Source organism: Oscillibacter sp. GMB15532, assembly GCF_041020825.1.
Taxonomy (GTDB): Bacteria; Bacillota; Clostridia; order Oscillospirales; family Oscillospiraceae; genus Oscillibacter.
The window spans coordinates 47112-73106 of the sequence record NZ_JBEVTO010000011.1 but is presented as its reverse complement, the minus strand read 5'-3'; the positions used below and the strand labels follow the sequence as shown (position 1 = coordinate 73106).

At 58.0% G+C, this 25995-nt stretch carries 30 protein-coding genes and 2 riboswitches; of the genes, 20 read left to right on the top strand and 10 right to left on the bottom strand.

Annotated features, from left to right (window positions below; translation table 11 throughout):
- Positions 1–60: 60 nt before the first annotated feature.
- The 3 genes from ABVS15_RS13170 to ABVS15_RS13160 all read right to left on the bottom strand — a co-directional run bounded on the left by ABVS15_RS13170 (position 61) and on the right by ABVS15_RS13160 (position 4042).
- Positions 61–915, bottom strand: a complete 855-nt coding sequence (locus tag ABVS15_RS13170) for an ATP-binding protein (RefSeq protein ID WP_369284142.1) — start codon at positions 913–915, stop codon at positions 61–63.
- Positions 916–978: 63 nt separating this feature from the next.
- Entirely contained in the window at positions 979–2547 is a 1569-nt protein-coding gene (cls, locus tag ABVS15_RS13165; protein ID WP_369284141.1) for a cardiolipin synthase, read from the bottom strand.
- Positions 2548–2617: 70 nt separating this feature from the next.
- A complete protein-coding gene (locus ABVS15_RS13160; RefSeq protein ID WP_369284140.1) occupies positions 2618–4042 on the bottom strand; it encodes a nicotinate phosphoribosyltransferase in 1425 nt (474 codons plus the stop codon).
- A gap of 238 nt (positions 4043–4280) precedes the next feature.
- On the opposite strand from ABVS15_RS13160, the gene ABVS15_RS13155 reads away from it, so the two are divergent.
- The 4 genes from ABVS15_RS13155 (at position 4281) to ABVS15_RS13140 (ending at position 7877) form a co-directional block, all read left to right on the top strand.
- The gene (locus ABVS15_RS13155) at positions 4281–5126 is read left to right on the top strand and encodes a BadF/BadG/BcrA/BcrD ATPase family protein (RefSeq protein ID WP_369284139.1); all 846 of its coding nucleotides are present in this window, start codon (positions 4281–4283) and stop codon (positions 5124–5126) included.
- Positions 5127–5455: 329 nt separating this feature from the next.
- Positions 5456–5683 carry a FeoA family protein gene (locus tag ABVS15_RS13150; protein WP_293009508.1) on the top strand — a complete coding sequence of 76 codons (228 nt, stop codon included), beginning with the start codon at positions 5456–5458 and terminating at the stop codon, positions 5681–5683.
- Positions 5680–7680 (top strand): ferrous iron transport protein B, encoded by a 2001-nt coding sequence (feoB, locus tag ABVS15_RS13145; protein ID WP_369284138.1) that lies wholly within the window; start codon positions 5680–5682, stop codon positions 7678–7680. Before ABVS15_RS13150 ends, feoB begins: the two co-directional genes overlap by 4 nt.
- 38 nt (positions 7681–7718) lie before the next feature.
- Entirely contained in the window at positions 7719–7877 is a 159-nt protein-coding gene (locus ABVS15_RS13140) for a hypothetical protein (RefSeq protein ID WP_369284137.1), read from the top strand.
- 234 nt (positions 7878–8111) lie between these two features.
- Here ABVS15_RS13140 and ABVS15_RS13135 read toward each other — a convergent pair whose 3' ends face one another.
- From ABVS15_RS13135 to ABVS15_RS13125, 3 genes are all read right to left on the bottom strand, one after another.
- Positions 8112–8291 carry a hypothetical protein gene (locus ABVS15_RS13135; RefSeq protein WP_369284136.1) on the bottom strand — a complete coding sequence of 60 codons (180 nt, stop codon included), beginning with the start codon at positions 8289–8291 and terminating at the stop codon, positions 8112–8114.
- A gap of 84 nt (positions 8292–8375) precedes the next feature.
- Complete coding sequence (locus ABVS15_RS13130; protein WP_369284195.1) at positions 8376–9359, bottom strand: tRNA dihydrouridine synthase; 984 nt, start codon at positions 9357–9359, stop codon at positions 8376–8378.
- A 5-nt stretch (positions 9360–9364) separates the two neighbouring features.
- A complete protein-coding gene (locus tag ABVS15_RS13125; RefSeq protein WP_369284135.1) occupies positions 9365–9850 on the bottom strand; it encodes a pyridoxamine 5'-phosphate oxidase family protein in 486 nt (161 codons plus the stop codon).
- Between the two features lie 223 nt (positions 9851–10073).
- On the opposite strand from ABVS15_RS13125, the gene ABVS15_RS13120 reads away from it, so the two are divergent.
- The 14 genes from ABVS15_RS13120 (at position 10074) to ABVS15_RS13055 (ending at position 20506) form a co-directional block, all read left to right on the top strand.
- On the top strand, positions 10074–10586 hold the full coding sequence (locus ABVS15_RS13120) for an RNA polymerase sigma factor (RefSeq protein ID WP_369284194.1): 513 nt from the start codon (positions 10074–10076) through the stop codon (positions 10584–10586).
- Positions 10573–11037 (top strand): hypothetical protein, encoded by a 465-nt coding sequence (locus tag ABVS15_RS13115; protein ID WP_369284134.1) that lies wholly within the window; start codon positions 10573–10575, stop codon positions 11035–11037. The genes ABVS15_RS13120 and ABVS15_RS13115 overlap by 14 nt, the downstream gene beginning before the upstream one ends.
- 34 nt (positions 11038–11071) lie before the next feature.
- Positions 11072–11815, top strand: coding sequence for a hypothetical protein (locus tag ABVS15_RS13110; RefSeq protein WP_369284133.1), 744 nt, complete (start codon positions 11072–11074; stop codon positions 11813–11815).
- Positions 11802–12176, top strand: a complete 375-nt coding sequence (locus ABVS15_RS13105) for a hypothetical protein (RefSeq protein WP_369284132.1) — start codon at positions 11802–11804, stop codon at positions 12174–12176. Before ABVS15_RS13110 ends, ABVS15_RS13105 begins: the two co-directional genes overlap by 14 nt.
- Before the next feature lie 183 nt (positions 12177–12359).
- Positions 12360–12806, top strand: a complete 447-nt coding sequence (locus ABVS15_RS13100; protein ID WP_369284131.1) for a helix-turn-helix domain-containing protein — start codon at positions 12360–12362, stop codon at positions 12804–12806.
- Positions 12807–12820: 14 nt separating this feature from the next.
- Positions 12821–13654 carry a CorA family divalent cation transporter gene (locus tag ABVS15_RS13095; RefSeq protein ID WP_369284130.1) on the top strand — a complete coding sequence of 278 codons (834 nt, stop codon included), beginning with the start codon at positions 12821–12823 and terminating at the stop codon, positions 13652–13654.
- A 157-nt stretch (positions 13655–13811) separates the two neighbouring features.
- A riboswitch (TPP riboswitch) is annotated at positions 13812–13921 on the top strand.
- A gap of 47 nt (positions 13922–13968) precedes the next feature.
- Positions 13969–14076, top strand: a riboswitch (TPP riboswitch).
- A 262-nt stretch (positions 14077–14338) separates the two neighbouring features.
- Positions 14339–14893 carry an energy coupling factor transporter S component ThiW gene (gene thiW, locus ABVS15_RS13090; protein WP_369284129.1) on the top strand — a complete coding sequence of 185 codons (555 nt, stop codon included), beginning with the start codon at positions 14339–14341 and terminating at the stop codon, positions 14891–14893.
- Positions 14886–15704 carry a hydroxyethylthiazole kinase gene (gene thiM, locus ABVS15_RS13085; RefSeq protein WP_369284128.1) on the top strand — a complete coding sequence of 273 codons (819 nt, stop codon included), beginning with the start codon at positions 14886–14888 and terminating at the stop codon, positions 15702–15704. The genes thiW and thiM overlap by 8 nt, the downstream gene beginning before the upstream one ends.
- The gene (gene thiE / locus ABVS15_RS13080; protein WP_369284127.1) at positions 15691–16338 is read left to right on the top strand and encodes a thiamine phosphate synthase; all 648 of its coding nucleotides are present in this window, start codon (positions 15691–15693) and stop codon (positions 16336–16338) included. Before thiM ends, thiE begins: the two co-directional genes overlap by 14 nt.
- A 151-nt stretch (positions 16339–16489) precedes the next feature.
- Entirely contained in the window at positions 16490–17299 is an 810-nt protein-coding gene (gene thiD / locus ABVS15_RS13075) for a bifunctional hydroxymethylpyrimidine kinase/phosphomethylpyrimidine kinase (RefSeq protein WP_369284126.1), read from the top strand.
- Positions 17296–17964, top strand: coding sequence for a thiaminase II (tenA, locus tag ABVS15_RS13070; RefSeq protein WP_369284125.1), 669 nt, complete (start codon positions 17296–17298; stop codon positions 17962–17964). Before thiD ends, tenA begins: the two co-directional genes overlap by 4 nt.
- 4 nt (positions 17965–17968) lie before the next feature.
- Positions 17969–18721: an ABC transporter ATP-binding protein gene (locus ABVS15_RS13065; protein ID WP_369284124.1), complete on the top strand. Its 753-nt coding sequence runs from the start codon at positions 17969–17971 to the stop codon at positions 18719–18721.
- Positions 18718–19470 (top strand): ABC transporter permease, encoded by a 753-nt coding sequence (locus tag ABVS15_RS13060; protein ID WP_369284123.1) that lies wholly within the window; start codon positions 18718–18720, stop codon positions 19468–19470. Before ABVS15_RS13065 ends, ABVS15_RS13060 begins: the two co-directional genes overlap by 4 nt.
- A gap of 16 nt (positions 19471–19486) precedes the next feature.
- Positions 19487–20506 (top strand): ABC transporter substrate-binding protein, encoded by a 1020-nt coding sequence (locus tag ABVS15_RS13055; RefSeq protein WP_369284122.1) that lies wholly within the window; start codon positions 19487–19489, stop codon positions 20504–20506.
- Positions 20507–20782: 276 nt separating this feature from the next.
- Here ABVS15_RS13055 and ABVS15_RS13050 read toward each other — a convergent pair whose 3' ends face one another.
- The 3 genes from ABVS15_RS13050 to ABVS15_RS13040 all read right to left on the bottom strand — a co-directional run bounded on the left by ABVS15_RS13050 (position 20783) and on the right by ABVS15_RS13040 (position 22978).
- Positions 20783–22168 (bottom strand): DUF2812 domain-containing protein, encoded by a 1386-nt coding sequence (locus ABVS15_RS13050; RefSeq protein ID WP_369284121.1) that lies wholly within the window; start codon positions 22166–22168, stop codon positions 20783–20785.
- The gene (locus tag ABVS15_RS13045) at positions 22165–22488 is read right to left on the bottom strand and encodes a PadR family transcriptional regulator (RefSeq protein ID WP_369284120.1); all 324 of its coding nucleotides are present in this window, start codon (positions 22486–22488) and stop codon (positions 22165–22167) included. Before ABVS15_RS13045 ends, ABVS15_RS13050 begins: the two co-directional genes overlap by 4 nt.
- 127 nt (positions 22489–22615) lie before the next feature.
- On the bottom strand, positions 22616–22978 hold the full coding sequence (locus tag ABVS15_RS13040) for a winged helix-turn-helix domain-containing protein (protein WP_369284119.1): 363 nt from the start codon (positions 22976–22978) through the stop codon (positions 22616–22618).
- Between the two features lie 238 nt (positions 22979–23216).
- Between ABVS15_RS13040 and ABVS15_RS13035 the strand changes: the two genes are divergently transcribed.
- Entirely contained in the window at positions 23217–24251 is a 1035-nt protein-coding gene (locus ABVS15_RS13035; protein ID WP_369284118.1) for an aldo/keto reductase, read from the top strand.
- 19 nt (positions 24252–24270) lie between these two features.
- The gene (locus ABVS15_RS13030; protein ID WP_369284117.1) at positions 24271–24708 is read left to right on the top strand and encodes a hypothetical protein; all 438 of its coding nucleotides are present in this window, start codon (positions 24271–24273) and stop codon (positions 24706–24708) included.
- Between the two features lie 245 nt (positions 24709–24953).
- Here ABVS15_RS13030 and rsmA read toward each other — a convergent pair whose 3' ends face one another.
- Complete coding sequence (rsmA, locus tag ABVS15_RS13025; RefSeq protein WP_369284116.1) at positions 24954–25802, bottom strand: 16S rRNA (adenine(1518)-N(6)/adenine(1519)-N(6))-dimethyltransferase RsmA; 849 nt, start codon at positions 25800–25802, stop codon at positions 24954–24956.
- Positions 25803–25995: the final 193 nt, after the last annotated feature.

Here is a 25995-nt window from a genome sequence, read left to right as displayed (position 1 = left end):
TGGCGCGGGGACCTTTGTCCCCGCCGCCAACCGGCGGTCTTCTTTTCCGCTTCTTTGCGGTCAATCTCCCAATTTTCGGTCATACAGGTCCAGAAAGGAATATTCCTTCCCCCGGGACTTCACGCCCACCATGGTGTCCAGCTGTACTCCATGGATGGCGGCAAAAATGGACTTTTCCACATTTGGATTCGTCTTTTTCAGCTCCCGGAGCAGAACCTTCATCTCCTGCCTCTTACTGTGGCCCACCCCGTCCTCGGCCGCGTCCCTCTCCTCCGTAAACCGGCAGGCACACTGCAAAAATTGCAGATGGTTGTAATTTTTCCACGAGATGACGTCCTCCTCGTGAACACAGTACAGCGGACGAATCAGCTCCATGCCGGAAAAATTTTTGCTGCGGAGCTTGGGCGGCATGGCTTGAATCTGCGCGCCGTACAGCAGGCCCATGAGTGTGGTTTCCACCACGTCGGAAAAATGGTGCCCAAGGGCGATTTTGTTGCAGCCCAGCTCCTGCGCCTTGGCATAGAGGAACCCCCTGCGCATCCGCGCGCACAGGTAGCAGGGATTGCGGTCTGCCTGCACAGTCACGTCGAAAATATCGCTGTCAAAAATCGTCACGGGAATTTCCAGCGCGGCCGCATTCTCCTCGATCAGCCGCCGGTTCTCCGGGGCATAGCCCGGGTCCATCACCATAAACGTCAGCTCAAAGGGCCGGTCGGTGTGGCGGCGAAGCTCCTGCATCAGCTTCGCCAGCAGCATGGAGTCCTTCCCTCCGGAGATGCACACGGCAATTTTGTCTCCGGGAGCTACCAGCTCATACCGCTTCACCGCCGCGATGAAGGGGTTCCAAAGTGTTTTACGGTACTTTTTAATAATGCTCCGCTCGGCGGTCTCACAGGGAGTCAGGTCCTTTGGCATAGTTTTTTCTCCAATATGTGTAAAGTCATTTTGCTTGCATCAAAAATCCGCCAGCTAAAGGCGTCAGAACCAAATGGCGGCCAATTTCAAAAGCGACGCAAAGGTTCGCCGGAGCCACGAGCGATTTTTCCAGTCCTCCATGGTGTAAAGGGCGCTCTCCGCCATCACGGCGTCCATGTCCTCCAAAAGCTCCTCCACCACCGGCATGTCATAAAGCAGGGCGGCGCTTTCAAAATGGAGCTGGAAGGAACGGTAATCCATGTTGGGGCTGCCTACCAGCGCCATTTTCCGGTCCACCAGCACGCTCTTTGCGTGGATAAAGCCGGGGGTATATTTATAGATTTTCACCCCATGGCGCAAAAGCTCGCCCCAATAGGTTTCCGCCACTATATAGGCGTATTTCTTGTCCGGAATGGCGGGCATCATCAGCCGCACGTCCACGCCGGAGTCCGCCGCGATGCACAGCGCCTGCTGCATGGATTCCTCCACTGCGTAGTAGGGCGTTGTGATATAGAGAAAGCGGGTGGCGGAAGAAATAAGCTGGAAAAACGTATCCTCCATGGGGTTGTCCGGGTTGTTCAGCGGCCCGTCTGTAAACGCCTGACAGAACCCCGGGGCCTCCGGCCCCTCCGTCCGGGGACGGTAATAGTCGTCCTCGTTGGGCAGGGTTCCGTACATCATCTCCCACATCTGGATGAACTGGGCCGCCAAGGCCCATGCTCCGTCTCCCTCGATGCGGACTGCGGAGTCTTTCCAGCGTCCGAACCGCTCGAAGATATTTCCGTATTCATCCGCCAGATTGATGCCGCCGGTATAGGCCCAGCAGCCGTCGATCACCGCGATTTTGCGGTGGTCGCGGTAGTTGAAGTAGATGCGGTTCACATAGCGGTGAACCGGGTTGAAGTCCCGGATTTCAATGCCCGCGTCCTGAATGGTCTGAATCATGTCGTCGGAAAAGCGGGTGAGATTCCCGAAGTCGTCAAAAATCACGTGGATTTCCACACCGGCTGCGGCCCGCTCCTTCAGCGCATCCAGAATCCGGTCCCAGATTTTTCCCTCGGCAATGATGAAATACTCCAGAAAGATATATGTCTCGGCCTGTTGGATGTGGGCAATCAGGTCTTCAAAAAACTCCATGCCGTCGCCAAAATATTTGGCAGAGGTTCTGTTATACAGCAGAAAGTCACGCTTTTGTAGATAGGCCGCCACGCGGCCCATGGCTGCATCCTTCCGGGTGAGCTTTGCCACGTTGTTTTCGCTCTGGCGGCGGGTGCTCTCCCGCTCGGCGGGGGGCGGAACCTTTTTCAGGCTCAGGGTCTTCGCCTGATGGGTGCCGCCCCACAGAAAGAACAGCAGCATACCGGACACCGGCAGCACCAGCAGCAGACACAGCCAGCTAAGCTTATAGCTGGGGCTTCCGGAGCGCAGAAACACGCTCACCGCCATCACCACGCCCGTCAGCTCCAGAATTGCATAGGCAAGACTTGCATGCTGCTTCAAAAGCCGCGTCAGCAGCAGCGTTACCACAATCTGCACCAGCACCGTAAGCACGCACATGGCAATGCTGGACACGGCGGATATCCGCCGCTCAATTCTCTGGCTGCGTGCCTGTCTGTCTCCCGTCCGGCGCATAAACCGCTCCCTTCCTGTCAATCCGGCGGCCCGACCTGAGGGCCTGCCGCTGTGCCGACGCCTGTCGGCCTTACCTGCTCTGCTTCAGCAGCTCGTGCTGGATGTCCCATACCTTCCGGGACAGGTCCACATAGTATTTGTGGGGATTGTCAAACCGTTTCACCTCATCCCACAGCGTGTCCACCTGCTGGGCACAGTATGCCCGGATATCCCGCAGCTCCGGCTGGCGGTACACCAGCTTTCCCCCCAGATAAATGGGCACCTGCAACTCCCGCACGGTAAAGTTCGTGAGAGTTTTCCGTTTCCATGTAGCCAGCGGGTCAAACAGCTCCAATGGCTTTGTATCGTCCAAAACCTCGTCGTGAAGACAGATGTAATCCGCTTCCGCCTTTCCGGTGGCCCGGTCATACAGCCGATAGGTCTTTTTAAAATGGGGAATCGTAATCTTCGCGATATTTTCGCTGACCTTGATTTTGGGAAGGATGTTCCCCTCCTTGTCCTCCACCGCCGCCAGCTTGTACACCCCGCCGAACACCGGCTCGCTGCGGGCCGTAATCAGCCGCTCGCCCACGCCGAACATGTCGATTTTGGCCCCCTGCTGTACCAAATCCTGAATCAGGTATTCGTCCAGTGCGTTGGACACGGAAATCTCACAGCCCGGCCAGCCTGCGTCGTCCAGCATTTTGCGGGCCTCCCGCGTGAGATACGCCATGTCGCCGGAGTCCAGACGGATGCCGCATTTCTGGATGCCCAAAGGCCGCAACACCTCGTTAAAGGCACGGATCGCGTCCGGCACGCCGGACTTGAGGGTGTTGTAGGTGTCCACCAGCAGCGTTGCGTTGTTGGGATAAAGGCGGCAGTAGGTCTGAAACGCCTCATACTGGCTGTCGAACATCTGCACCCATGCATGGGCCATGGTTCCCCCGGCAGGAACACCGTAAATTTGGTCGGCAATGGCGCAGGCAGTTCCCCCGCAGCCGCCGATATAGGCGGCCCGTGCGCCGGTGATGGCCCCATCCGTCCCCTGGGCGCGGCGGGAGCCGAATTCCAGCACCGTGCGTCCCTTGGCGGCGCGGACAATGCGGTTTGCCTTGGTGGCAATCAAACTCTGGTGGTTCACAGCCAGCAGCAAAAACGTCTCGATGAGCTGCGCCTGAATAGCAGGCGCACGGACCGTTATCAGCGGCTCCTGCGGAAAAATCGGAGTTCCCTCCGGGATAGCGTACAAATCGCCGGTGAAGCGGAAGCTCTTCAAATAGTTTAGAAAGGCCTCGGAAAACAGCTTCCGTCCCCGGAGATAATGAAGGTCCTCTTCTGAAAAATGCAGGTCCTCGATGTATTCGATCACCTGATCCAGTCCCGCCGTCAGAGCAAAACCGCCCTGATCCGGCACGCTACGGAAAAACACGTCGAAATAGGTAATCCGGTCCTGAAAGCCCGTTTCAAAGTACCCGTTTCCCATGGTCAGCTCATAGAAGTCGCAAAGCATGGACATATTGAGTTTCCCGCGGACGCTCATATCGCACCTCAAACGTACTCCGTCAAAAACGGAGGTAATTGCATAGATTATAGCGCTCCCTGCCGGGGAAAGCAATGTTTTCCGCATTTTTCCTTAAAAGTTTGTCGACTCTTTGAATTGACAATCCCGCGCTTCTCCCCTATGATACAAGCAGATTTTAAAATGGCGGACATATGACCGCGCGCGGCGTCCGCATTTGAAAGGAGCCAGAGGCATGGGCCTGATTCTGGGAATCGACATTGGCGGCTCCACCACAAAAGTTGTGGGTCTGGACGCGCGTGGAACCGTGATATCCATGCTCCGCGTCCGGGCGGAGGACCAGCTTACATCGTTATTTGGGGCTCTGGGCAACTATCTTGTCAGCAACCACATGTGGCTGGACGACGTGCAGCAAATTGTGCTCACGGGCGTGGGCGCCTCCTATGTGCAGGAGGATATCCACGGTATTCCCACCTGCCGGGTGGACGAATTTACAGCCAGCGGCACTGGCGCGCTGGCACTCTCCGGTCAATCGGAGGGCGTGGTGGCGACCATGGGCACCGGCACGGCCTTTCTCTGGGCAAAGGACGGAAAGGTAGAGCACCTGTGCGGCAGCGGCATCGGCGGCGGCACCTTGGGCGGCCTTTGCCGCAAACTGGTGGGTGTGGAGCGGTTTGGCCAGATTAAGAAGCTGGCCGTCGGCGGCGACCTTTCCCACGTGGATTTGCGCATTGCGGACATCGTCACAGATGCCGCCAAAACCCTGCACCCGGATATGACCGCCGCCAACTTCGGCAATCTGGCCGAGGATGCCTCCCCCGCAGACCTTGCCGCCGGAGCGGTGAATCTGGTGATTCAGGCCATCGGCACCATGACGGTGCTGGCCTGCCGCTGCTGCGGGACGGATACGGTCATTCTCACCGGCTCCATGACCACGCTGGATCAGGCGGAGCCATCCTTTCAGGTGTTTGAAAAGCTGTACGGCATCCGCTATATCATTCCCGAAAACGCCACCTTTGCAACCGCCATCGGCGCGGCGCTGTGCAGCATCAAGCAGCAAGGCACCGACAGTCTGGGCTGACGCTCTGCTTGACCACCCTCCGCCCCCGCTTTTCTGCGGATTTCCTCACTTCCCCCGATTTTTGCACCCTTTGCGTTTTTCCCGGTTTTTACAACCATTCCATTATTTTTTAATGACCTTTTCCGACGCGGGGGCCAAAAGGCCCCCGCGCTTTTTTTGCGCCTAACCATAGCACGGTCCTGCCGTTTTTCACAAATCAGGGCAGCGGATTTAAGCGCACTTTTCCCAAGCTGGGGTTTGACAGGCGGGCGGCGTTATGCTACTCTAACCTTACAGAGTTACCATTTACTAACTCTCAAGCAGAATTACGTCGAAGGGACGCGTATACGATGCAGCTGGATACCTTACCCATCGGCCAAAGGGCCGTCATTACCGCCGTGGGCGGGCAGGGCGCCCTGCGGTGCCGCCTGCTGGACATGGGGCTGATTCCGAAAACCGTGGTGCGGATTGAGCGGGTGGCCCCTTTGGGGGACCCTATGGAGCTGCTGGTGCGGGGCTATTCCCTGTCCCTGCGGCGGGAGGACGCCCGGAACATCGAAGTGGAGGTCATGCCATGATCTTTGCTTTGGCGGGAAATCAGAACTGCGGAAAAACCACGCTGTTCAACCAGCTCACCGGCTCCAACCAGCACGTTGGCAATTTCCCCGGCGTGACGGTGGACCGGAAATTCGGAGAAATCCGCGGAGAGAAGAACTGCACGGTGGTAGATTTGCCGGGCATCTATTCCATCCGACCCTACACGCCGGAGGAAATTGTCACCCGGAACTTCATTCTGGGCGAGCGGCCCGACTGTATCATCAACATCGTGGACGCATCCAATATCGAGCGAAATTTGTACTTAACACTTCAACTTATGGAAATGCAGATTCCCATGGTTTTGGCGCTGAACATGATGGATGAGGTGCGCAAAAACGGCGGCACCATCAATGTGGCCGGCATGTCTAAGGCCTTGGGGATTCCGGTGATTCCCATTTCCGCCGTGAAAAACGAGGGCGTGAGCGAGCTTGTGGACGCGGCGGTGCAAACCGCCAAGCGCCGTGCGCTTCCCGCCGTCAAGGATTTTTGTCCCCCCGGGCCCGTGCACCGGTGTATCCACGCGGTGGCCCATCAGATTGAGGACCATGCGCAGGCAGCCCGCATCTCCGTTCGCTTCGCCGCCACCAAGCTGATCGAGGGCGATTCGGACTTCGCCGCACGGCTGGACCTGGACCAGAACGAACTGGAGCTGATTGAGCACAGCATCACGGAAATGGAGACGGAGCGAGGGATGGACCGCAACGCAGCTCTTGCCGACATGCGCTATGAGTTTATCGAGCGGGTCTGCCGGGGCACGGTGGTAAAGCCCTCTCAATCTGCCGAGCGGGCAAGAAGCCAGCGGATTGACCGGGTCCTCACCCACCGGATTTGGGCGCTGCCCATCTTTTTCGGCGTGATGCTGTCCATTTTTTATCTCACCTTCAACGTGGTGGGCGCGGTCCTTTCCGATCTTCTGGCAATGGGTATCGATGCGCTGGCCTCCATCGTGGACCGGACGCTGACGCAGTACGACCTGAATCCCGTGGTCCATTCTCTGGTGATCGACGGGGTGTTTGCCGGGGTGGGGAGCGTGCTGTCCTTCCTGCCCATCATCGTGGTGCTGTTTTTCTTTCTCTCCATTCTGGAGGACACAGGGTATATGGCCCGGGTGGCCTTCGTCATGGACCAGCTTCTTCGGAAAATCGGCCTGTCGGGCCGCAGCATCGTACCCATGCTGGTGGGCTTCGGCTGCTCCGTCCCCGCCATCATGGCCACTCGGACGTTGGCCTCCGAGCGAGACAGGCAGATGACGATTCTGCTGACTCCCTTTATGAGCTGCTCAGCAAAGATTCCCATTTACGGCGTGTTTACCGCCGCCTTTTTTCCCGGAAAGGGCGGACTTGTGATGTCCTCGCTGTATCTGATGGGCATTCTGGCAGGCATTCTGGCGGCAAAGCTCATGGACAGCACGGTATTTCGGGGCAACCCCGTCCCCTTTGTCATGGAGCTTCCCAACTACCGTTTCCCCTCGCTTCAAAGCGTTGGGCGGCTGTGCTGGGACAAGGCAAAGGATTTTTTGGAAAGAGCCTTTACCGTCATTTTTATTGCCACGCTCGTTGTCTGGTTCCTCCAGACCTTTGATACGCGGTTCAATGTGGTGGACGACAGCGCGGACAGCCTTCTGGCGCTGACAGGTGCGATGCTCTCTCCCCTGTTTGCCCCCCTGGGCTTTGCGGATTGGCGGGTATCCACCGCACTGGTCACCGGCTTTATCGCCAAGGAGTCTGTGGTGTCCACGCTGGGCGTGCTCACCGGGGCGGCGGGCAATGTTGCAGGAGCCTTGGGCGGGTTATTTACCCCTGCTTCAGCCATCAGCTTTTTAACCTTTACGCTGCTTTATACTCCTTGCGTTGCGGCGATTTCCGCTGTTCGGCGGGAGCTTGGCTCCGGCTGGAAGGCCGCGGAGGTGGCGATAGGCCAGTGCGCCGTGGCCTGGCTAATTGCCTTTGTAGTTTACCAGCTGATTCTACTGCTTTGAAACACGACGCTTTGCGGATTTTCTAAGGAGGGCGGCTTATGCTGGAATTTTTGATTCTTCTGGCGCTGGCACTCTGGCTTGCGGCGGCGCTCCGCTTCCGGCATCGGCATAGGGGCGGCTGCGCCGGGTGCGACGGCTGCTGCGACCGCTGTGGCCGCAGCGACAACTGCGACGACTGCAACAACCAAAAGCCCTGAGCTCTCGCCGATCTTTCTGCGCTGCCATTCCATGCACCCCCGCCGTCCTATTTGCGGGCAATCCCGCCCAGCGGCACACCCGGATATACAATGGGCTGCACCGGGTACGGCGGTGGCGGTCACTGTGACCACAGTCACCACACTCACGATCACGGCAATTGCGTGGTCTTCCCCCAAGTTTTTTCCACAGAGAAAGGCTCCCCCGGACAAAATGTCCGGGGGAGCCTTTTTGCGCTATTCCCCACGCAGTGTGGTTTGCAGATACGCCCGCATCTCCGTACTGGACCGGGCGGCACGGGCGCCGTTAATCACGGACTGCTTCTCCGCCTCCGGTAAAGCGGAAAACCGCTCCATAGCGGCCACATCCTGCGCCAGCGCCATCCCCAAGCCAAGGGGCAGCTCGTTGGTATCCATTCGCATCACCTCGGGAAAAGTCTTTCCCGCACACGAAAAAACATACGCGTAAAAAGCCATCTTTTACGCACAGCGACGGGGTCGCTATTCTTTCCCCTGCCCTGTTCCGTCCAGCGGCTTGCGGGGCTGAGTCAGCAGCTCCAAATCCCGGAAAATCCCCGTCTCCAGATGCTCATACTCCGCCGCGTTGCCCACCCGGCGCAGCTTTTTGGCGTATTTGTCCCCGTCTTCAAACAGGTTAATGAGGTAAAACCACAGCTCCTTCATCCTCTGGGCCGCAAAGCCGGGATAGCCGTAAGCCGTCCGATAGCCCTCGTAAAGTGTGCCGACGTAGGTACGTATCTCCTCCCGATTGGCGGGGGGGCCGCCCCGGAGCTTGCGGGGCAGCGCCGGGTCCGCAATCATCCCCCGGCCAATCATCACCGTGTCTACAGACGAAAAACGCCGGGAAAACGCCGCCACATCCTCCTGCGTCACCAAATCGCCGTTATAGGTCACGGGAAGGCGGCTGGCGGCAAGTGCATCGGCAAATGCATCCAGATGCACCTCTCCCCTGTAAAACTGCCCACGCAGGCGGGGATGGATAATCAACTCCTGGATAGGATAGCGATTAAAAATTTCTAAAAGCCGCCCAAATTCCGCCGGGTCGTGATAGCCGATACGGGTCTTCACTGAAACCGGCAGACAGACGCTTTTAAACACTTCTTCAAAAAACGCGTCCAGCTCCTCCGGGCGGAGAAGAAACCCCGCCCCCTTGCCCTTCGCCGTCACAGTGCCGGACGGGCAGCCAAGATTCAGGTTCACCTCGTCAAAGCCCAGCTCCCGCGCCTCCTCCGCCGCCCACAGAAAGTCCTCCGGGCGCTTCGCCATAATCTGTGGCACGACGGGAACACCTACATTGTTCTCCGGAGAAAGGTCCCGTAGCTCCTTTGTGGTCAGCTTCCGCTCCGGCGTGGGGGAGAAAAAGGGCGTGAAATACCGGTTCACTCCGCCGAACATCTGCTGATGCGTTTTGCGGAACAGCCATGTGGAGATTCCCTCCAGCGGCGCGGACTCGATACGCAGCATCTCTATCACAGGTGTTCCTTGCAGCTCAGCTCCTCCGCCTCCAGAGCGAACATCCGCACCCGTTTCAGGGCCTCGGGAGGAAGCTCCGGCTTTTCGCCGGTTTTGTCGGTATAATGGGCCATCAAGCACTGCATGGCGTGCAGCTTGTCCGCATCCTCCATCACCTCACAGGTCCGGCCTGTGCCGATAATGCTCTTATACATCGCTGTGTAGTTACAGGCCTTCTCCCCCGGCACCACCTGATGTCCGCAGTCCAGTTCAAAGCCCGCCTTTTCTCCTCTGGCAAGGAGTTCCACCTTACGTCCCTGACCGGCGGAGTGGAAATAAAAGGTCAGCTTGCCGTCCTTCTCCTCATAACCGAAGTTCAGGGGGACGATGTAGACCTCTTTTCCATCGAAAAGGCCCACGCGGCACACCTCGCACTCGTCCAGAACCCGATGGATTTCCGCCCGGTCCGTCACCTGACGGTCCTTTCTGCGCATCTCATGCATGACAATCCCTCTTTCCCATTCCGCGTTTTTTAGCGGTAAATTTTCGCAGTTCAGTCTATCAGCTTTCCTGACCGCCGTCAAGCATCGACGGGGTGTGTTTTAGCGTGGCAATTGGGGGCTATTGTGGAAAAATGTTTATAAATTTTCAAAAAGTTGAAGCATTTTGTCCTGCCGCGTCGTATGATCAACAGACGCAAGGGAGGTGTCCGCCGGTGTGCATATCATGACAAATCAGGAATTTACCGCGCTGGTGGCGGACTATGAGCAGTTGGTTTACACCGTTTGCCACCGTCTGGTGCGGGATGCGGCTGCGGCGGAGGACTTGACGCAGGAAACCTTCCTCGCCGCCTACGCCCACCGGGACCGCTGCCCAGAAGGCTTTGAGCGGCAATGGCTGGCCAGAATCGCTGCAAACAAGGCGAAGGACCACCTTCAAACCGCCTATTCCCGCCATACACTTCTCCCCGGCGACGAGTTCATCCCGCCCGGCCTGTCTCCCCCGGCGGAGGAGCTGGCCGTTGCCAACAGCGAGCGTGCCGCCATCACGCAGATCATTGAAGCCCTTCGGGAGCCTTACCGTCAGGTGTGCATTCTCCATCTTTTACAGGAGCGCACGCCGGAGGAAACGGCCCGGTGTCTGGGCAGGCCGGTGAAAACCGTCCGCACGCAGATTTCCCGGGGAAAGCTGCTGATTCAGGAACAATGGAACAGGAGGTCGTCCCATGAATACATTTGATTCCGGCGGGCATCTGACGGACGATGCCCTGCAAGCATTTTTGTCAGGAGGGCCGCTCACCGAGCTTGACCGGCTGGAAATCGCGGAGCATCTAGAGTTCTGTGACGCGTGTCTGCTCCGCTCCGTGGAACGCATGCCCCGAGATGCCCTGCTGACCCCGGCGCATTCCTGCCGTAATACGCTGTGGCCGCGCATTCGCCGCCGGAACGCCCGTGAGCTTGCCGGCCGCTTTGCCACCGCCGCCGCCGCCATTGCCATTGCCGCCAGCTTATGGAGCTTCAACGTCTTCGGCGGGCTGGTGACAGGCTCCGCCGCATTGTCGGACTCGGCCCTTTCCGCCCTCCGCCAGGCGGATTTCCCCCAGCAAGCGCAACAGCTTGACAGAACCTTTGGCGACAGCCTTGCGCGGCTTAGCGCGTTATTCACTTTTGGCGGAGAAGCCGCAGATTAAATAAACCAACCCCAATTTTAAGGAGGGCTTTTTCATGACCCGTAAAAATCCGTTTCTGCTGTTCTTATCCGCCTGCATCCCCGGCTGCGGGCAGATGTATCAGGGCTACATGAAGCGTGGGCTGTCTCTCATGTCCCTGTTCGCTGTGATCATCGGCCTTGCCACCTGGCTCTATTTCGGGCAGCTGGCGCTGGCACTGCCGGTTTTGTGGCTGTATTCCTTTTTTGACACCTACAACCTCTCCCGTGCTCTGCAAAACGGCGAAGCAGAACCGGACGCCTATCCTCTCAGCATTTCTCTCATGGATCAAGAGCAGTTTTCCCGCCTTTTGGCAACGAGGCACAATCTGGTAGGCTGGGGGCTGGTGCTTGTTGGGCTGTACGGTATGTGGGGGATGGTGGCGCGGCCTTTTTCCGACTTCCTTTCGGCGCGGTTCGGTGTGAATTTTTACTGGCTGACCTACCAAATGCCCCAGCTGGTCCTGTTCCTGCTGATCATCGCGCTGGGAGTATGGTTCATCCGGGGCCCGAAGCCCCGTCCCGCGGACGACGGCTTCACCGGCTTCACCCCGCCCTCCGACAAAGCGCAGGAACCGGCCCCGCAAAAATCCACCGCCTCTTCCGACGAATCCGAAATCCGCGCCCCGGAATATCGCGCCGTTTCCGACGAGGTATCCCGCATGCTCCGTGACGAAAAGGCCGCCGGAGCGGAGGTCGGCAAAGCCGTCCCATGGGAAAGCAATCTCGAAGAGGAGGACGTGCACAATGACGGAAAATAATTCTGCAAGCGCCCCTGTGACGGATGTAACCCATGTCCCGTCTTCGGTTCTAACGTCCCCTACTCCCCGCGAACGCCGTGTAGGAACGTTTACCTTCGGTGTGACGCTGGTGGCGTCGGGCCTTGCTATGACGGCGGCCCTGTTTTTTCCCGCGCTGGATCTACGGCTGTTCCTGCGCTTTTCCCCGCTCGTTTTAATCTTGCTGGGAACGGAGGTGCTTCTCTCCGCCCGAAAGGAGGGTCGCATGAAATACGACTGGCTGGGAATGCTGCTGTGCTTTTTTCTGGTGCTGCTGGCACTGGGCGTCTTCTTTGTCTCCTGGGCCATGCTTCACTTTCAGGATGAATTTATCCACTGGTAAGTAACCCTACCCCGACAGCGCTTTAAAATCCTCTAAACCCGTGGAGCCTTTCAACAGGCCCACGGGTTTTTATTTGCGTTCTTCTGGGGATTTTGGCAAGGCAATTTGGGGAAAATGATTGTCACAGCGTTCCAACCGTGATAAAATTGCTGCATATTCAGTTAACATGCAGGAGGCAAGCTCATGATTACGATGGCACAGCGCATTCAGCAGCTCCGGGCCGAGCGTGGCGTCAGCGCCCCGGCGCTCTCCGCCGCTCTGGGACTCCCCCGGACCGCCGTGGAAAAATTTGAAACCGGCCGCCAGACGCCTACACAGGACCAGCAGCAAAAGCTGGCTTCCTTTTTCGGTGTCTCCGCCTTCTATCTGCGTGGCGAGAGCGACGACCGCACCCAGATGTCCGACTGGATGGACGGTGCGTTTATGGACGAGCCGACCCCGGCTCCCGCAGCCGCGCCCGTCCGCCCCGCGAAAAAGGCGGCGCTTCCGGAGGACGGCTCGGTATTCGACGCGTTTTTAAACAGCAAAAAGTTTCAGGAGGTTCTCCGCGCCACCGTGCTGGACGTACTCCGCTCAAACGAGGGGCAGGCGCTGATTGAAAAAGCCGTGCGCAAAACGAGCGGCAGATAAAAGGAGCGGGAACAATGCGAAAGCTCTTGCCGCTGGACCGGATGGACGAGGTTCGGGACCAGATGGACGAAAAGGTACTGGATTATCTCCAGCAGGGAAAAACGGAGGCATTTGAGGGCTTTGCGGATTTTTATCTGCTGGCCTTTGACTGGTACGACGTGTCCTCCCCGGAGACGGGCACCGAAAAAATCCTGATTTATCTGGACAAAGAGGACCTTTTTTTCTTCTGCGAGGACAGCCGTTCCCTTACCCGGCTCCAAACGGAGACGATGGAAGGCCCTGACAATGAATCCGTGCTGTATCAGTTTTTCACAGGCCTGCTGAAGTCCGACACGGAGGAGCTGGACGCTTTTGAAGCCGCCGTGACGGAGGACGAGGACGGCGCGGTGCTCCACACAAAGCGGCGGGATTACATGGCCCGCATTACGGAATATCGCAAGGAGCTTTTGCGCCGGAAGCGCTATTACGAGCAATTGTCCGCCATTTTTGAAAATCTGGCGGCAGACGACGAAAATCTGCTCAGTCGGGGTGCGCGGCGGCATTTTTCAAATCTGCAAAACAGAACAAGGCGGTTTCTTTCCAACGTGCTCAGCCTGCGGGATTACGTCACGCAAATGCGGGAGGCGTATCAGGCCCAGCTGGACTTGCAGCAAAACGAGCTGATGCGGCTGTTCACGGTCATCACGGCCTTGTTTCTTCCGCTGTCCCTGCTTGCGGGCTGGTACGGAATGAATTTTCAGGGGATGCCCGAGCTTGGGTGGAAATACGGCTATCCCGCCGTCATCGCGCTCAGCGCGGTCATCTGCGGGTGCCTGATTCTATGGTTTAAAAAAAAGGGTTGGTTTTAAGGCTGTCCTCCCTGCTATACAGGCGGCTTCGTCCCGCTCTTGGCAGGGCGGGGACTTTTCCAAAACGGTTGAAAAAGTCCGGGCGAGCGCATATTTTTGCTGAAATTTTTGCCTCGTCCGTTTTTGGGCTTGCTTTTTTCGGGCGACAGGAGTATAGTTCCAGTAGGCGGGGAGTCCGTACAGCGGGCTGAGAGGAAGTCGTTCAACTTCGACCCTGGAAACCTGATGCGGATCATGCCGCCGTAGGGAGTCAATTCTTTGATTCTAGTCGGAGGCGCCGTATCGGCGTCTCCGAATTTTTTATAGTTACGAACAGAAAATACCGGGGGAGCTTGCGCAAGCAGGCTGAGAGGAAGGTAACGCCTTCGACCCATGAACCTGATGCGGGTAATGCCGCCGTAGGAAGCCGTACCATACGCTTTCGGAGGCATCGTATCAGATGTCTCCGTTTTTTTGTTCCTTTTGAAAGGATGGTGACAGACGGCATTCACGGTCAGACCGTGGCGGGCGGAGGGGGAGCTCCCTGCGCCCTGTATTGCAGCGATGGGAAGCCGTGTTCCGGCGTGAGAGGAGGCCAGTAAGCCTCGACCGATCTTCCAGGGCAGAAGTCTGCCCGTTCCTGTCAAAAGGGGAAGCGACGCTGTACTTGCCGTTTTCTCCGTCAAATTCAAAAGGAGCATCATCATGAAAAATTTTAACGTCCAAAAGCTGGCTGTGGCCGGACTTTTCTGCGCGGCTGCCGTGGTGGGCAGTCTGTTCTCCTTCCCCGTGTTCGCCAGCAAATGCGCCCCGGTGCAGCACATGGTCAACATCCTCTGCGCGGTGCTGCTGGGGCCGGGCTACGGCGTGGGCGTGGCCTTTGGCGCAAGCCTGATTCGAAACCTCTTGGGCCTTGGAAGCCTGATGGCGTTCCCCGGCAGCATGTTCGGCGCGCTTCTGTGCGGCCTTGTGTACCGGAAAAGCCGCCGCCTGCTCCCCACCTTGGTTGCCGAGGTGTTCGGCACCGCCGTGCTTGGCGGTCTGTGCGCCTATCCCGTGGCTGTTTTCCTGATGGGAAAATCCGCTGGGGAACTGGCGTTTTACGCGTATATCCTCCCGTTTTTCATCTCAACCGCGGGCGGCTCCATCCTGTCCGGAATTTTAATTTATTCTCTGGAGAAAACCGGCACGCTTGCGGGAATGCAGTCCCGTCTACATCCATCCGCCTACAATCAGAAAGGAAGTGAAGCAGATGCGTGAACTGCTTGAAAATGTCCGCCGTCAGGCTCCCCTGATCCACAATATCACCAATTATGTCACCGTGAACGACTGCGCCAATATCCTTCTCGCCTGCGGCGCGTCACCCATTATGGCGGACGATTTGGAGGAAGCGGAGGAAATCTCCTCCATCTGCGGTGGGTTAAATATCAACATCGGCACCCTGAATCAGCGTACCATCCCCGCCATGCTGGCCGCCGGAAAACAGGCAAACGCGCTGGGTCACCCCGTGGTCTTGGATCCCGTGGGGGCGGGCGCGTCAAATCTTCGCACCGAAACTGCGCTGAAGCTGCTTCGGGAGGTCCGGTTTGCCGTCATCCGGGGCAACATCTCGGAAATCAAGGCGCTGACACAGGGCAGCGGAACCACCAAGGGCGTGGACGCGGACGTTGCAGACCGGGTGACGGAGGAGAATCTAGAGCAGGCTGTGGCGTTTGCCAAGGCATTTTCCAAAACAACCGGCGCGGTGGTGGCTATTACCGGAGCCATTGATCTCGTGGCGGACGAACACACGGCCTACTGCATCCGAAACGGCCACCCGGACATGAGTCGAATCACCGGTACCGGCTGCCAGCTCTCCGCCATGACGGCGGCTTACGTCACCGCCAATCCGGGGCGTACACTGGATGCGGCAGCCGCTGCCGTCTGCGCCATGGGTCTTTGCGGCGAAACGGCCCGGCGGCGCATGACGGAGCAGGACGGCAACTCCAGCTATCGGAACTATATCATCGACGCGGTTTACAATCTCACGCCGGAGGCGTTGGAAGAAGGAGCACGGTATGAAGTGCGATAAAAAGGCGATGCTGCTCTACGCGGTGACGGACCGGGCATGGGTGGGAACGCTGAGCCTGTATCAGCAGGTGGAGCTGGCATTGAAAAACGGGGCCACCTGCGTCCAGCTCCGGGAAAAGGAGCTGGACGGGGATGCGTTTCTCGCCGAGGCTACGGCGCTGGCAAAACTCTGCAAGGAGTATGGCGTACCCTTCATCGTCAACGACAACGTGGAAATCGCCATCAAATCCGGCGCGGACGGCATTCACGTGGGACAAGAGGATATGCTTGCCGCCGACGTTCGGGCACGGGTGGGCGACGGTATGATCGTGGGCGTTTCCGCCCACACCGTGGACGAAGCCCTGGAGGCGGTGAAAAACGGTGCGGATTACTTGGGCCTTGGGGCTGTGTTTTCCACCTCCACAAAATCGGACGTAGATGTGATGCCCTTCGAAACCCTCCGGGCCATCTGCTCTGCCGTGGACGTTCCCACCGTGGCCATCGGCGGCATCTCCGGGGAGAACATTTTAAAGCTCTCCGGCAGCGGAGTGGACGGCGTGGCGGTGGTATCCGCCATTTTCGGGGCAACGGACCCCGGCGCGGCCACCGCCGCCCTGCGGACTCTTGCGGAAAAGCTGGTGGATGGCCGCGAATAGGCCCTACCCATTTTGTGGGGCCGGCGCATTGCCGGCCCCACCGTTTCATTGATTTCACAGGCGAAAGCGCCTTGAAATAGCGGCAGACCGGGGGCACCACTCTCTGCCGCTCCATAAAAATAGTGCTGACAGTGGAAAGGAGTTTTCATTTATGAAAACAGCATTATCAATCGCTGGAAGTGATTCCAGCGGAGGCGCCGGGATTCAGGCAGATATTAAAACCATGACCGTCAACGGCGTATACGCCATGAGCGCCGTCACGGCCCTGACTGCCCAGAACACAACCGGCGTCCAGGGGATTTTCGAGGTCCCCCCGGAATTTCTTGCCCAGCAGCTTGACTGCGTGTTTACCGACATCCCGCCCGACGCGGTGAAAATCGGCATGGTTTCGTCCGCGGGGCTGATTCAAGTCATCGCAGAGAAGCTGCGGCAGTACAACGCTGCAAACATTGTGGTGGACCCCGTGATGGTGTCCACCAGCGGCGCGCGCCTCATCAGTGGGGACGCGGTGGACGCGCTGAAGCGGCTGCTGCTTCCGCTTGCAACGCTGCTTACGCCCAACATCCCGGAAACGGAGGTTCTTTCCGGAATGACGGTAAAAACCGCCGCCGACATGGAACGGGCCGCGAAGGCCATTTCGGACGCCTATGGCTGTGCTGTGCTGTGCAAGGGCGGCCACCAGCTCAACGACGCAAACGACCTTTTGTACCGAAACGGAGAAGCCCGCTGGTTTAACGGCAGGCGCATCGACAATCCCAACACCCACGGCACCGGCTGCACCCTCTCCAGCGCCATCGCCTCCAACCTGGCGAAGGGCTACGGGCTGGACGAGGCGGTGGAGCGGGCCAAGGCTTACCTCTCCGAAGCGCTGGGAGCGATGTTGAATCTGGGGGCAGGCTCCGGCCCCATGAACCACGCCTTTGGCCTGACCGGCGAATTTGCAAAAGAGGCGGGGAAATGAAACAGAATAAAACGCAGCGTCTTTTGGACGCGGCGAAAGACATATGGGCGGACTATCACGCCCACCCTTTTGTCCGGGGAATTGCCGACGGCACTCTGGACCGGGAAAAATTCAAGCATTACATGGTGCAGGACTACCTGTACCTGCTGGACTATGCCCGCGTATTCGCCCTCGGCGTTGCAAAATCCCGGGAGAAATCAGCCATGAGCCTGTTCGCGGGCTATGTAACGCAGATTCTGGACGGCGAAATGGATATCCACCGAAGCTATATGGAGCGGCTGGGTATTTCTCCAGACGAAGCCGAGCGCACGCCTATGGCGCAGGATAATCTCTCCTACGTCTCCTACATGCTCCGGGTAGCTTATGAGGAGGGCCCGGGGGAAATCGCCGCGGCGATCCTCTCCTGCGCCCTCAGCTATGAGGTGATCGCCAAGGAAATGGTCATAAAAAATCCCGCCTGCGCGGAGCATCCCTTTTATGGCGAATGGGTCCGGAACTATGCAAGTCCCGACTATGCCGCCGCCAATGAAAAGCTGGCCGAGCTGACCGAGCAGCTGACATCGGACTATTCCGAAGCCCGGCTCCGGCGGCTGGAGGAAATTTTCATCGCCTGCTCCCGGTATGAAGGCGCGTTCTGGGATATGGCGTGGGAGCTGAGGACGTAAGCGTATGCTGACCTTTAAAAATGTGACCTTTCAATACGAGGCCGACGGCTTCCCCACCATTGACCGGCTTTCCTTTCATGTGGGCCGGGGGGAGTTTGTGTCCGTCGTCGGCCCCTCTGGCTGCGGAAAAAGCACCATTTTCCGTCTGGTGAACGGACTGCTATCCCCCGAACGCGGCGAAATATTGGTGGACGGGGCAAGCATTGCCGGGCGAAAGCGTTACTGCGGCTACATGCCGCAGCAGGACTTGCTGTTTCCCTGGCGCACTGTGGCGGAGAATCTGCGTCTGCCGCTGGAAATACAGGGCGGGCTTTCCACAGTGGAGATGGATGCCCGCGTGGAGCGGGCACTGGAGGCCGTTGGCCTTGGAGCCTGGGGCAAAAAAATGCCCGGAGAACTCTCTGGCGGAATGCGCCAGCGGGCGGCTTTTGCCCGGACGGTGCTCACCGGCTCCCAGCTTCTTTTGCTGGATGAGCCATTTTCCGCGCTGGACTATCTGACCCGCCTTTCCATGCGGGAATGGCTGCTGGAGCAGTGGGAGCGGGAGCGCAAAACGGTGCTGTTCATCACCCACGATGTGGAGGAAGCGCTGTTTCTCTCCGGCCGGATTCTGGCCGCGGAGGGCACGCCCATTACCACTCTGCGTTCCTTCCCAGTCCCCTCCGGGTATCCCCGGTCGATGGAAACCCTGCGTCAGCCGGAGCTTTTGGCGCTGAAGGAGGAGCTGATTTCCATGCTCAGGAGGAACGCCGGATGAAAAAAGCAAACCGTGGAAACCTCCCCGCCGCCGGGCTGACACTGGCGCTGATCATGGTTTGGCAGGCCGCCGCCATGGGTATGGACGCGGCCTATATCCTGCCCAGCCCGTGGCAGGTACTTGTGCGGCTGTGGGAGCTGCGGGGGCCGCTGTTTTCCGCCCACCTGCCCGCCACCATGGCGGTGGTGGGCGTGGGCCTTGGCATCTCCGTCGTTCTGGGACTGGGGCTTGCCATGCTGATGGATGCGTCTCCCGCCGCGGAAAAGGCGCTGTATCCGCTGATCGTTGCCTCCCAGACCATCCCCACCACAGCGCTGGCCCCCCTGTTCGTGCTGTGGTTTGGATACGGGCTGTGGAGCAAGGTTTTGGTGGCGGTTCTGATTACTTTTTTCCCCATCGCCATCACGGTGTTTGACGGGTTCCGGTCCGTAAAAACGGAGATGACGGAGCTGCTGTTCACCTTCGGGGCCAGCAAACGCCAGATTTTCTGGAAACTGAAGCTTCCTGCCGCCCTGCCCTACTTTTTCTCCGCCATCAAAATGGCGATTCCCCTGTCGGTCATCGGCGCGGCCATTGGAGAATGGCTGGGCGCGCAGAGCGGCCTTGGGTATTTCAGCCGCCGGATGATGACGCAATTGGACGGGGCTGGGGTTTTTGCGCCCATCTTGCTGCTATCCGTGGCTGCGATGCTGCTGGTGGCAATCGTTAGTATGATAGAAAAACGCGTCATTACATGGCGCGGACAATAAGAAACGAGGAATTTTTATGAAAAGAATTACTGCTCTGCTTCTGGCTGCAATGCTGACGCTGACGGTACTCACCGGTTGCGGAACGCAGACGCCCGCCGGACAATCCGGCAGCGAAGAGGCCGGCAGTCTCCGGGAAATCAACGTGGTGCTGGACTGGTACCCCAACGCCCTGCACACCTTTATTTACACAGCCATCCAGCGTGGCTACTACAAGGACGAGGGGCTGGATGTAAAGGTTCGGTTCCCCTCCAACGAAAACGACGCGCTGTCTCTGGTGGCTGCAGGCAAGGCGGAGATTGGCCTGTACTATCAGCAGGACGTGATTCAGGCGGTGGCCGATCAGGGCGTGGGGATCAAGTCCATCGGCGCGGTGGTGCAGTCTCCCCTGAACATCATTTTGTCTCTGGCGGATAAAAACATCCACAGCCCCAAGGATTTGGAGGGCAAAACCGTGGGCTATGCGGGAACGGCCCTCAGCGAGTCCCTGGTCAAAGCCCTGATGGACGCCAACGGCGCGGACTTTAGCCGCGTAAATCTGGTGAACGTGGGCTTTGATTTGATGAGCTCCATGACCACCGGCAACGTGGACGCCACCATCGGCTGCCTTGTGAACCACGAAGTCCCCCAGATGGAGGAAGAAGGCTTTGACGTCAATTATTTTATGGTTAACGAGTTCGGCATTCCCAACTATTACGAAGCCGTGTTTCTGGCAAATGACAAGATGATTGATGCCGAGCCGGAGGTTTTGGCAGGCTTTCTGCGGGCCTCTGCCAAGGGCTTTGCGGATTTTCAGGCGGACCCGGACGGCTGTCTGCAAATCCTGCTGGACAACCAGAATGAGGAGAACTTCCCCTTGTCCCCCTCTGTGGAAACCCAGTCCTGCAAGACTTTGCTGCCCCTGATGGAGACGGAGAGCACCCCCTTCCTCAGCCAGACCGCCGAAACCTGGCAGGCCAACATCGACTGGATGTACAGCGTTGGGCTGATTCATGAAAAGGTGGACCCGGCGCAGGTGATGGCGGAAATTGATTTCTAAAAAGACAGTCATTCCGAAAAAAAGCGCAATTATCCGGGTTTAGAGCGGCATCGCAGCTTGTCTCCAGACGCGATTTCTACATTTTAAAGACGGATTCCGAAAAATCATGCCCCGAAGCTTACCGCTTCGGGGCGTGGTTTTTCTGTTCGGTTTTCTGACTCTTCCCTTCAATCGCAAATAAGCCCCGTTACCTTTGTACTCTCATCCCGGCTTTCAGCGCTCACCTGTTCCGCATTTTTCAGGCAGCATTCACGGACGTCATCCTCGTCTGAGGGTTCATGCGCCTGTCAGCAGCGTTTTTCCCACTAGAGCCATCTGCGCCGGAGTGGGCTCCCAGTCAAAGGTGATTTTCACGATGCGCCGATTCCTGCAAAGAAGCCAGGTGTCCATTTCCTCTCCGTCAATGCTTAGGCGGTAGGCCGCGCTTGCGCCCCATTGGGTTTCGTCCGCCGCACTGTACTCCAGCCAGCGTTGCCCGACCAGCTCTTCTGTCCCTAAATAATTCCGCAGGCAAGCCCGATACAAAAAGTCCGTTTTCACGTCAAATATTTCGTAGTCCAGCGATTCCCAGTTCTCATACTCCACCTGCCGTCCCTCCTGCAAAGACGCAAGCGGGCTCCAATGCTCCGTCAGCTCATAGGACCAGGGAAGCGCCTCTATCGGCTGTAAATCCTCAATTTTCAAGGGAAGCGGGTCGCGGCGGAGCTGCCATTCGCTTCCGTAGCTCGTAATGTAGGTTTCCGTATCCTCTCCGCCGGGCTGCACACTTTTATGTACCCACAGGGTGTAAAACACACTCCCCCCTATGATTCCGGTTCCCAGCACAAACGCCAAAACAATTGTCACAATCCGATTGGTCCACGCACTGACGCCTCTGTGCCTCAACCATCTGCGCACAAGCTGAATGACCACACCCATAAATCCATATCCGCACAGGAGAAACAGCAGGCCCTTCACCGTGCCCCGCCCCACCGATACAGCCGCCGGAATATACATAAAGAGCACCACGGACGCAGCCGCCGCCAGAAGGACTGTCTGGCGCGCCCGGGCAAAGCGGCTGCGCCGCTTTGGACAGGGACCGCCCTGCTCCACAGACCGTTTGGCATCCCGATACCACAGGAAATAAGAACATAAAATCCACACTAAATGGCACACCAGCAGCAGTATCAGCAACGCCGCCCCCAACTGAACGCCATCTGCCAAAAAGGACGGAAGGTTTCTTTCCGCCAGCCGAAGCTGCATGGCAAGATTAAAACCAAACAGTGCTAAAATCACAAAGCCAGAGGGCAGAAAATTCTTTTTCATGGCGCGGTGGACAGCCTCCAGCTTCACGGTCCCCTCCGTCTCGAGGGGCGGCGCGTCCTCCCGGGAGGTAGAAAAAATCAGCATTTGATGCCATCCGGCCACAAAGTCCCACCCCGCCGCCGCGCAGTATTCCCGCAGGGTTTCCTCATTCTCGGTGGGCGAGGGATTGAACTCCGAGGACTCGGAAAAATAGGTCACTGAATAGCGCACCCGTGCCGGCTCCGCCCGGCGGTAGTGCCAGAAAAACCCGATCTTCTCCAGCTTCCAGCCATTGGCGGCCATGGCTTCCAGATGCTCCTCAATATTTGCGTCCTGATAGAACTCATACCACATCATTGTCCGCTTTGTCTGCCTCATACCCTTTCCCCTCCTGTGCCCAGCCTCCGGTAATCCGCCAGCAGTGTTTCCATCCGATCGGCCTCGGCCAGCAGCGCCCGTTCCCCCGCCGCCGTAATCCGGTAGCTTCTCCGTCGGCCTTCCGCCGCCGTCTCCGCAATCATCTCCGCATTCAGAAAGCTTTCCAGCAGGTTATACAGCGTCCCCGGGCCGATTATCACCCGTCCGTCCGTCAGCTCCGCCACGCGGGCCATCACGTCCGCGCCGCACAGTTCCTCCCGCAGGGAAAGAAGGATATAAAACATCTGCTCCGTCAGTGTCTGAAATTTTTCCCGGGCCATCCACCTGCCACCTCTCCAAATATCGATTATCGCTATTCAAAATAATAACATCGAATATCGCTATTGTCAACGAGAAATAAAAAAGCGGGAGCATAAGCTCCCGCCCTAAAGGTTCTGCAAAAAATGGTCACGTTTCCTCCGGCCCAAACGCAAAATAGCGCTTGAACCGCTCTGCCGCAAAGCCCTGCACCTCGGCGCAATACTGATCGTAGGCCCCCAGCAGCACCGTCGCCTCCTCGGTGAGGACCGCGCCGCCGCCATTTTTTCCGCCCGTGACACTGCTGAGCATTTTGCAGCCGAAGACAGACTCCGCCGTTCGCACAATGCGCCATGCCTTGGAATAGGCCATGGCCATGGACGCAGCGGCAGCGCGCAGGGACCGGTACTCCTCCACCCGGTGGAGCAGCGTGGCAATTCCCGGCCCAAAGCCCCGCTCGTCGTCATCGGAATATAATCTGACAGTCAGTTTTAATTTCAAATGTTCATTCATGCCTGCATCATAGCACATCCCGCCCGCTTCGTCAAACGGGTATTTTCGTGATTCAGCTTACCCCGTCCTCCTATAAAATACACCGGCACGGCAGGGCGAAAACCGCCCCAAGCGATTTTTCCCCGACGGAAAGCGTGCCGAAATTCCCGGCCCTCTTGCAAACCGTCTCTCGATGGTTTACAATAAAATTTAGCATCGGCGAACTTTCGTAAATCGCACAAACGGGGAGGAAACGTCCATGGAAATTGAAAAGGTCCGCCTGGGCAGGACGGAGCTGCTGGTCACAAAAACCGCCTTCGGCGCACTGCCGGTTCAGCGCATCAGCCACGGCGACGCAGCGGCGCTGCTGCGCCGCGCCTTTGACGCGGGGATCAACTATTTTGACACCGCCAACGCCTATACCGACAGTGAGGAAAAGCTGGGCGAGGCGCTGGGCGACGTGCGGCACGAAATTGTCATCTCCACCAAAAGCGGCGGCATGGACAAGAAAACGGTGCAGGCCCACATTGAGGAAAGTCTCCGCCGCCTGAAAACGGACTACATCGACCTGTTCCAGTTTCACAACCCGGCCCAGCTTCCGGACATCAACGACCCTGACGGTCCCTTTGCCGCCGCGCTGGAAGCAAAGCAAAAGGGCTATGTCCGCCACATCGGCATCACAAACCATCGGCTGAACGTGGCCCTTGCCGCCGTGGATTCCGGGAATTTTGAGACGATGCAGTTCCCCTTCTGCTATTTGTCCTCCGACAAGGACATCGACCTCACAGCCCGCTGCAAAGCAGCCGATATGGGCTTTATCGCCATGAAAGGCCTGTCCGGCGGGATGCTGAATAACGCTGCCGCCTGCTTTGCGTTTATGCAGGGCTATGACAACGTGGTCCCCATCTGGGGGATTCAGCATGAGTGGGAGCTGGACCAGTGGCTGGATCTGACGGAAAAGAAGCAGAAGATGACCCCAGAGCTTCAGGCGGTCATTGATAAAGACCGAGCGGAACTTGCCCATAACTTCTGCCGAAGCTGCGGCTATTGCCTCCCCTGTGCCGCCGGGATTGATATTCCCCAAGCCGCCAGGATGGCTATGCTGCTGCGCCGCGCACCCTATCAGCCCTACATGAGTGACGAGTGGCACGCCAAAATGCACAAAATTGAGGACTGTATCCACTGCAACGCGTGCAAAAGCCGCTGCCCCTATGAACTGGACACGCCCGCGCTGCTCCGGTCCATGCTGAAGGATTACGACGAGTTTTACGCTCTGCACCACAGCGCCGTATAAGAATAGAACGGAGATAAGAATGCTTTTTCAAAACGAAACTGTCAGCCTGAAGCTGGAAATCGTCAGCTACGAATTTTCTTCCTCTGCTGGTTCGTCGGCGGAGGACCGCAACTGGCTGGTTCTGCGGGCCAACTACACCCATGACGACGGCCGTGTTATTCGGGAATCCAGCAGCTGTTTATCCACCAGCGAGCTGCAAGAGCTGACCGCCGGACTGAAGGTCCTGCGCTCCGGCATCCGCGACCGCTGGGACAGTGAATTTATTGAGCCGGTCTTTCTCTTTGCCGCGTACAGGGACGATGAGGGACGCTATATCGTGAACGTCTCCTTTCTCCTGCAAAACACCATGGAGGACATCGACTGTGCCGACGTGGACTGCGTGATGACCGAGGCGGAGCTGAGCACCCTGATCGCAGAGCTTGACGGCCTGTGCAAAAAATTCCCCCAGCGGGACTGACAACGGTTTTGCTTGCCCCGTCCCGCTCCCCCCTGCCGAAATTCTTAAGAAAACGTCCCCGGCGGAAGATAGTCTCTTCCGTCGGGGGCGTTGTTTTTACGGTATGGGTGTCTCAGACCCCCAAAAGCAGGCAATCCGCGAAGCGACCATCGGCACAGACCGCGTATGTCTCCGGCAGGCCCATGAGGCTGACACGCAGGCCCCGAATATCACAAGACGCACTCCGTCGGTGCGATATCCGCCCGTCAGCCCGTCAGCCGCGCGCACAGCGCGGCAAAATCCTGAAACGTCAACTGCTCGCCACGAACGGTTTCGGAGAGTCCCGCCCCACGGATAGCGTCCAAAAGCTCCTCCTTGGGCCGCCCCAGCGCGGAGGCCAGACTGTTGGCCAGCGTCTTTCGCCGCAGGGCAAACGCCCCTCGCATCAGGCGCAGCAGCAGCGCCTCGTCCTCCGTCTCCACCGGTGGCTTTTCCCGTCGGACGCAGCGCACCACCGCAGAGGTCACCTTGGGCGCGGGATAGAATTTTTCAGGTTCTACGGAAAAAAGATATTCCGGCTCCATATAGTACTGCAAAAACAGGGAAAAAGAGCTTCCTTCCCTCTCCCCCGGCGGGGCGCAGATTCTTTTTGCCACCTCCCGCTGAATCATCACGGTAAACTGGCGGATTTCCTTTGTCTCCACGAATTTTGTCAGAACCGGCGTAGTGATGTTATAGGGCAGATTGGCGCAGGCCATCACCGGCAAGCCGCCGAACTTTTCCCGAAACAAAGCGCCCAGCTCCAGCTTCATCACGTCCCCGGAGACAACCTCCGCATTGGGATAGGGCGCCAGCGTCTCCTTCAGCACCGGCAAAAGCGACCGGTCCAGCTCCACGGTCACCACCTTTCCGGCCCTTTTGGCCAGCTCCACCGTCAGCGGCCCCACACCGGGGCCAATCTCCAAAACGCCCCACTCCGGGGACGCGCCGGAGGAATCCGCAATTTCCTGCGGAACGGCGGGGTCAATCAGGAAATTCTGGCCCATGGATTTTGAGAAACGGAAGCCGTGCCGTCCCAGCAGGTCCCGCAGATCGTTCAGCTCACAAAGATTCAAAAAGTTCCGCCTTTCTGCGGGACACAGCCCGCAACCACGCAAAAGGAGCCTTGCAAAAGTTTTCCGCCCCAGCGACAAACTATACGCAAATGGGTTCCCGCGCAATGTGTCCAAAGTTTTCTCTCCTGTCGCAAGAGCGCAAGGGAACCGCCAAAGGCGGTCCCCTTGCCTACGCCGTTACACCGCGGCCTTT

Bases quoted from the DNA above. Each gene is read 5' to 3' on its own strand.
- ABVS15_RS13155 (WP_369284139.1), top strand. From the start codon at position 4,281: ATGGGCCTGATTCTGGGAATCGACATTGGCGGCTCCACCACAAAAGTT.
- ABVS15_RS13040 (WP_369284119.1), bottom strand. From the start codon at position 22,978: ATGAATGAACATTTGAAATTAAAACTGACTGTCAGATTATATTCCGAT.
- ABVS15_RS13160 (WP_369284140.1), bottom strand. From the start codon at position 4,042: ATGTCCATGCTTTGCGACTTCTATGAGCTGACCATGGGAAACGGGTAC.
- ABVS15_RS13150 (WP_293009508.1), top strand. From the start codon at position 5,456: ATGCAGCTGGATACCTTACCCATCGGCCAAAGGGCCGTCATTACCGCC.
- thiM (WP_369284128.1), top strand. From the start codon at position 14,886: ATGCGTGAACTGCTTGAAAATGTCCGCCGTCAGGCTCCCCTGATCCAC.
- ABVS15_RS13125 (WP_369284135.1), bottom strand. From the start codon at position 9,850: ATGCATGAGATGCGCAGAAAGGACCGTCAGGTGACGGACCGGGCGGAA.
- thiD (WP_369284126.1), top strand. From the start codon at position 16,490: ATGAAAACAGCATTATCAATCGCTGGAAGTGATTCCAGCGGAGGCGCC.
- ABVS15_RS13045 (WP_369284120.1), bottom strand. From the start codon at position 22,488: ATGGCCCGGGAAAAATTTCAGACACTGACGGAGCAGATGTTTTATATC.
- tenA (WP_369284125.1), top strand. From the start codon at position 17,296: ATGAAACAGAATAAAACGCAGCGTCTTTTGGACGCGGCGAAAGACATA.
- ABVS15_RS13065 (WP_369284124.1), top strand. From the start codon at position 17,969: ATGCTGACCTTTAAAAATGTGACCTTTCAATACGAGGCCGACGGCTTC.
- ABVS15_RS13140 (WP_369284137.1), top strand. From the start codon at position 7,719: ATGCTGGAATTTTTGATTCTTCTGGCGCTGGCACTCTGGCTTGCGGCG.
- ABVS15_RS13110 (WP_369284133.1), top strand. From the start codon at position 11,072: ATGACCCGTAAAAATCCGTTTCTGCTGTTCTTATCCGCCTGCATCCCC.
- feoB (WP_369284138.1), top strand. From the start codon at position 5,680: ATGATCTTTGCTTTGGCGGGAAATCAGAACTGCGGAAAAACCACGCTG.
- ABVS15_RS13135 (WP_369284136.1), bottom strand. From the start codon at position 8,291: ATGGATACCAACGAGCTGCCCCTTGGCTTGGGGATGGCGCTGGCGCAG.
- ABVS15_RS13055 (WP_369284122.1), top strand. From the start codon at position 19,487: ATGAAAAGAATTACTGCTCTGCTTCTGGCTGCAATGCTGACGCTGACG.
- thiW (WP_369284129.1), top strand. From the start codon at position 14,339: ATGAAAAATTTTAACGTCCAAAAGCTGGCTGTGGCCGGACTTTTCTGC.
- ABVS15_RS13120 (WP_369284194.1), top strand. From the start codon at position 10,074: ATGACAAATCAGGAATTTACCGCGCTGGTGGCGGACTATGAGCAGTTG.
- ABVS15_RS13060 (WP_369284123.1), top strand. From the start codon at position 18,718: ATGAAAAAAGCAAACCGTGGAAACCTCCCCGCCGCCGGGCTGACACTG.
- ABVS15_RS13170 (WP_369284142.1), bottom strand. From the start codon at position 915: ATGCCAAAGGACCTGACTCCCTGTGAGACCGCCGAGCGGAGCATTATT.
- ABVS15_RS13095 (WP_369284130.1), top strand. From the start codon at position 12,821: ATGCGAAAGCTCTTGCCGCTGGACCGGATGGACGAGGTTCGGGACCAG.
- ABVS15_RS13035 (WP_369284118.1), top strand. From the start codon at position 23,217: ATGGAAATTGAAAAGGTCCGCCTGGGCAGGACGGAGCTGCTGGTCACA.
- cls (WP_369284141.1), bottom strand. From the start codon at position 2,547: ATGCGCCGGACGGGAGACAGACAGGCACGCAGCCAGAGAATTGAGCGG.
- ABVS15_RS13105 (WP_369284132.1), top strand. From the start codon at position 11,802: ATGACGGAAAATAATTCTGCAAGCGCCCCTGTGACGGATGTAACCCAT.
- ABVS15_RS13030 (WP_369284117.1), top strand. From the start codon at position 24,271: ATGCTTTTTCAAAACGAAACTGTCAGCCTGAAGCTGGAAATCGTCAGC.
- ABVS15_RS13130 (WP_369284195.1), bottom strand. From the start codon at position 9,359: ATGCTGCGTATCGAGTCCGCGCCGCTGGAGGGAATCTCCACATGGCTG.
- ABVS15_RS13100 (WP_369284131.1), top strand. From the start codon at position 12,360: ATGATTACGATGGCACAGCGCATTCAGCAGCTCCGGGCCGAGCGTGGC.
- ABVS15_RS13050 (WP_369284121.1), bottom strand. From the start codon at position 22,168: ATGAGGCAGACAAAGCGGACAATGATGTGGTATGAGTTCTATCAGGAC.
- ABVS15_RS13115 (WP_369284134.1), top strand. From the start codon at position 10,573: ATGAATACATTTGATTCCGGCGGGCATCTGACGGACGATGCCCTGCAA.
- thiE (WP_369284127.1), top strand. From the start codon at position 15,691: ATGAAGTGCGATAAAAAGGCGATGCTGCTCTACGCGGTGACGGACCGG.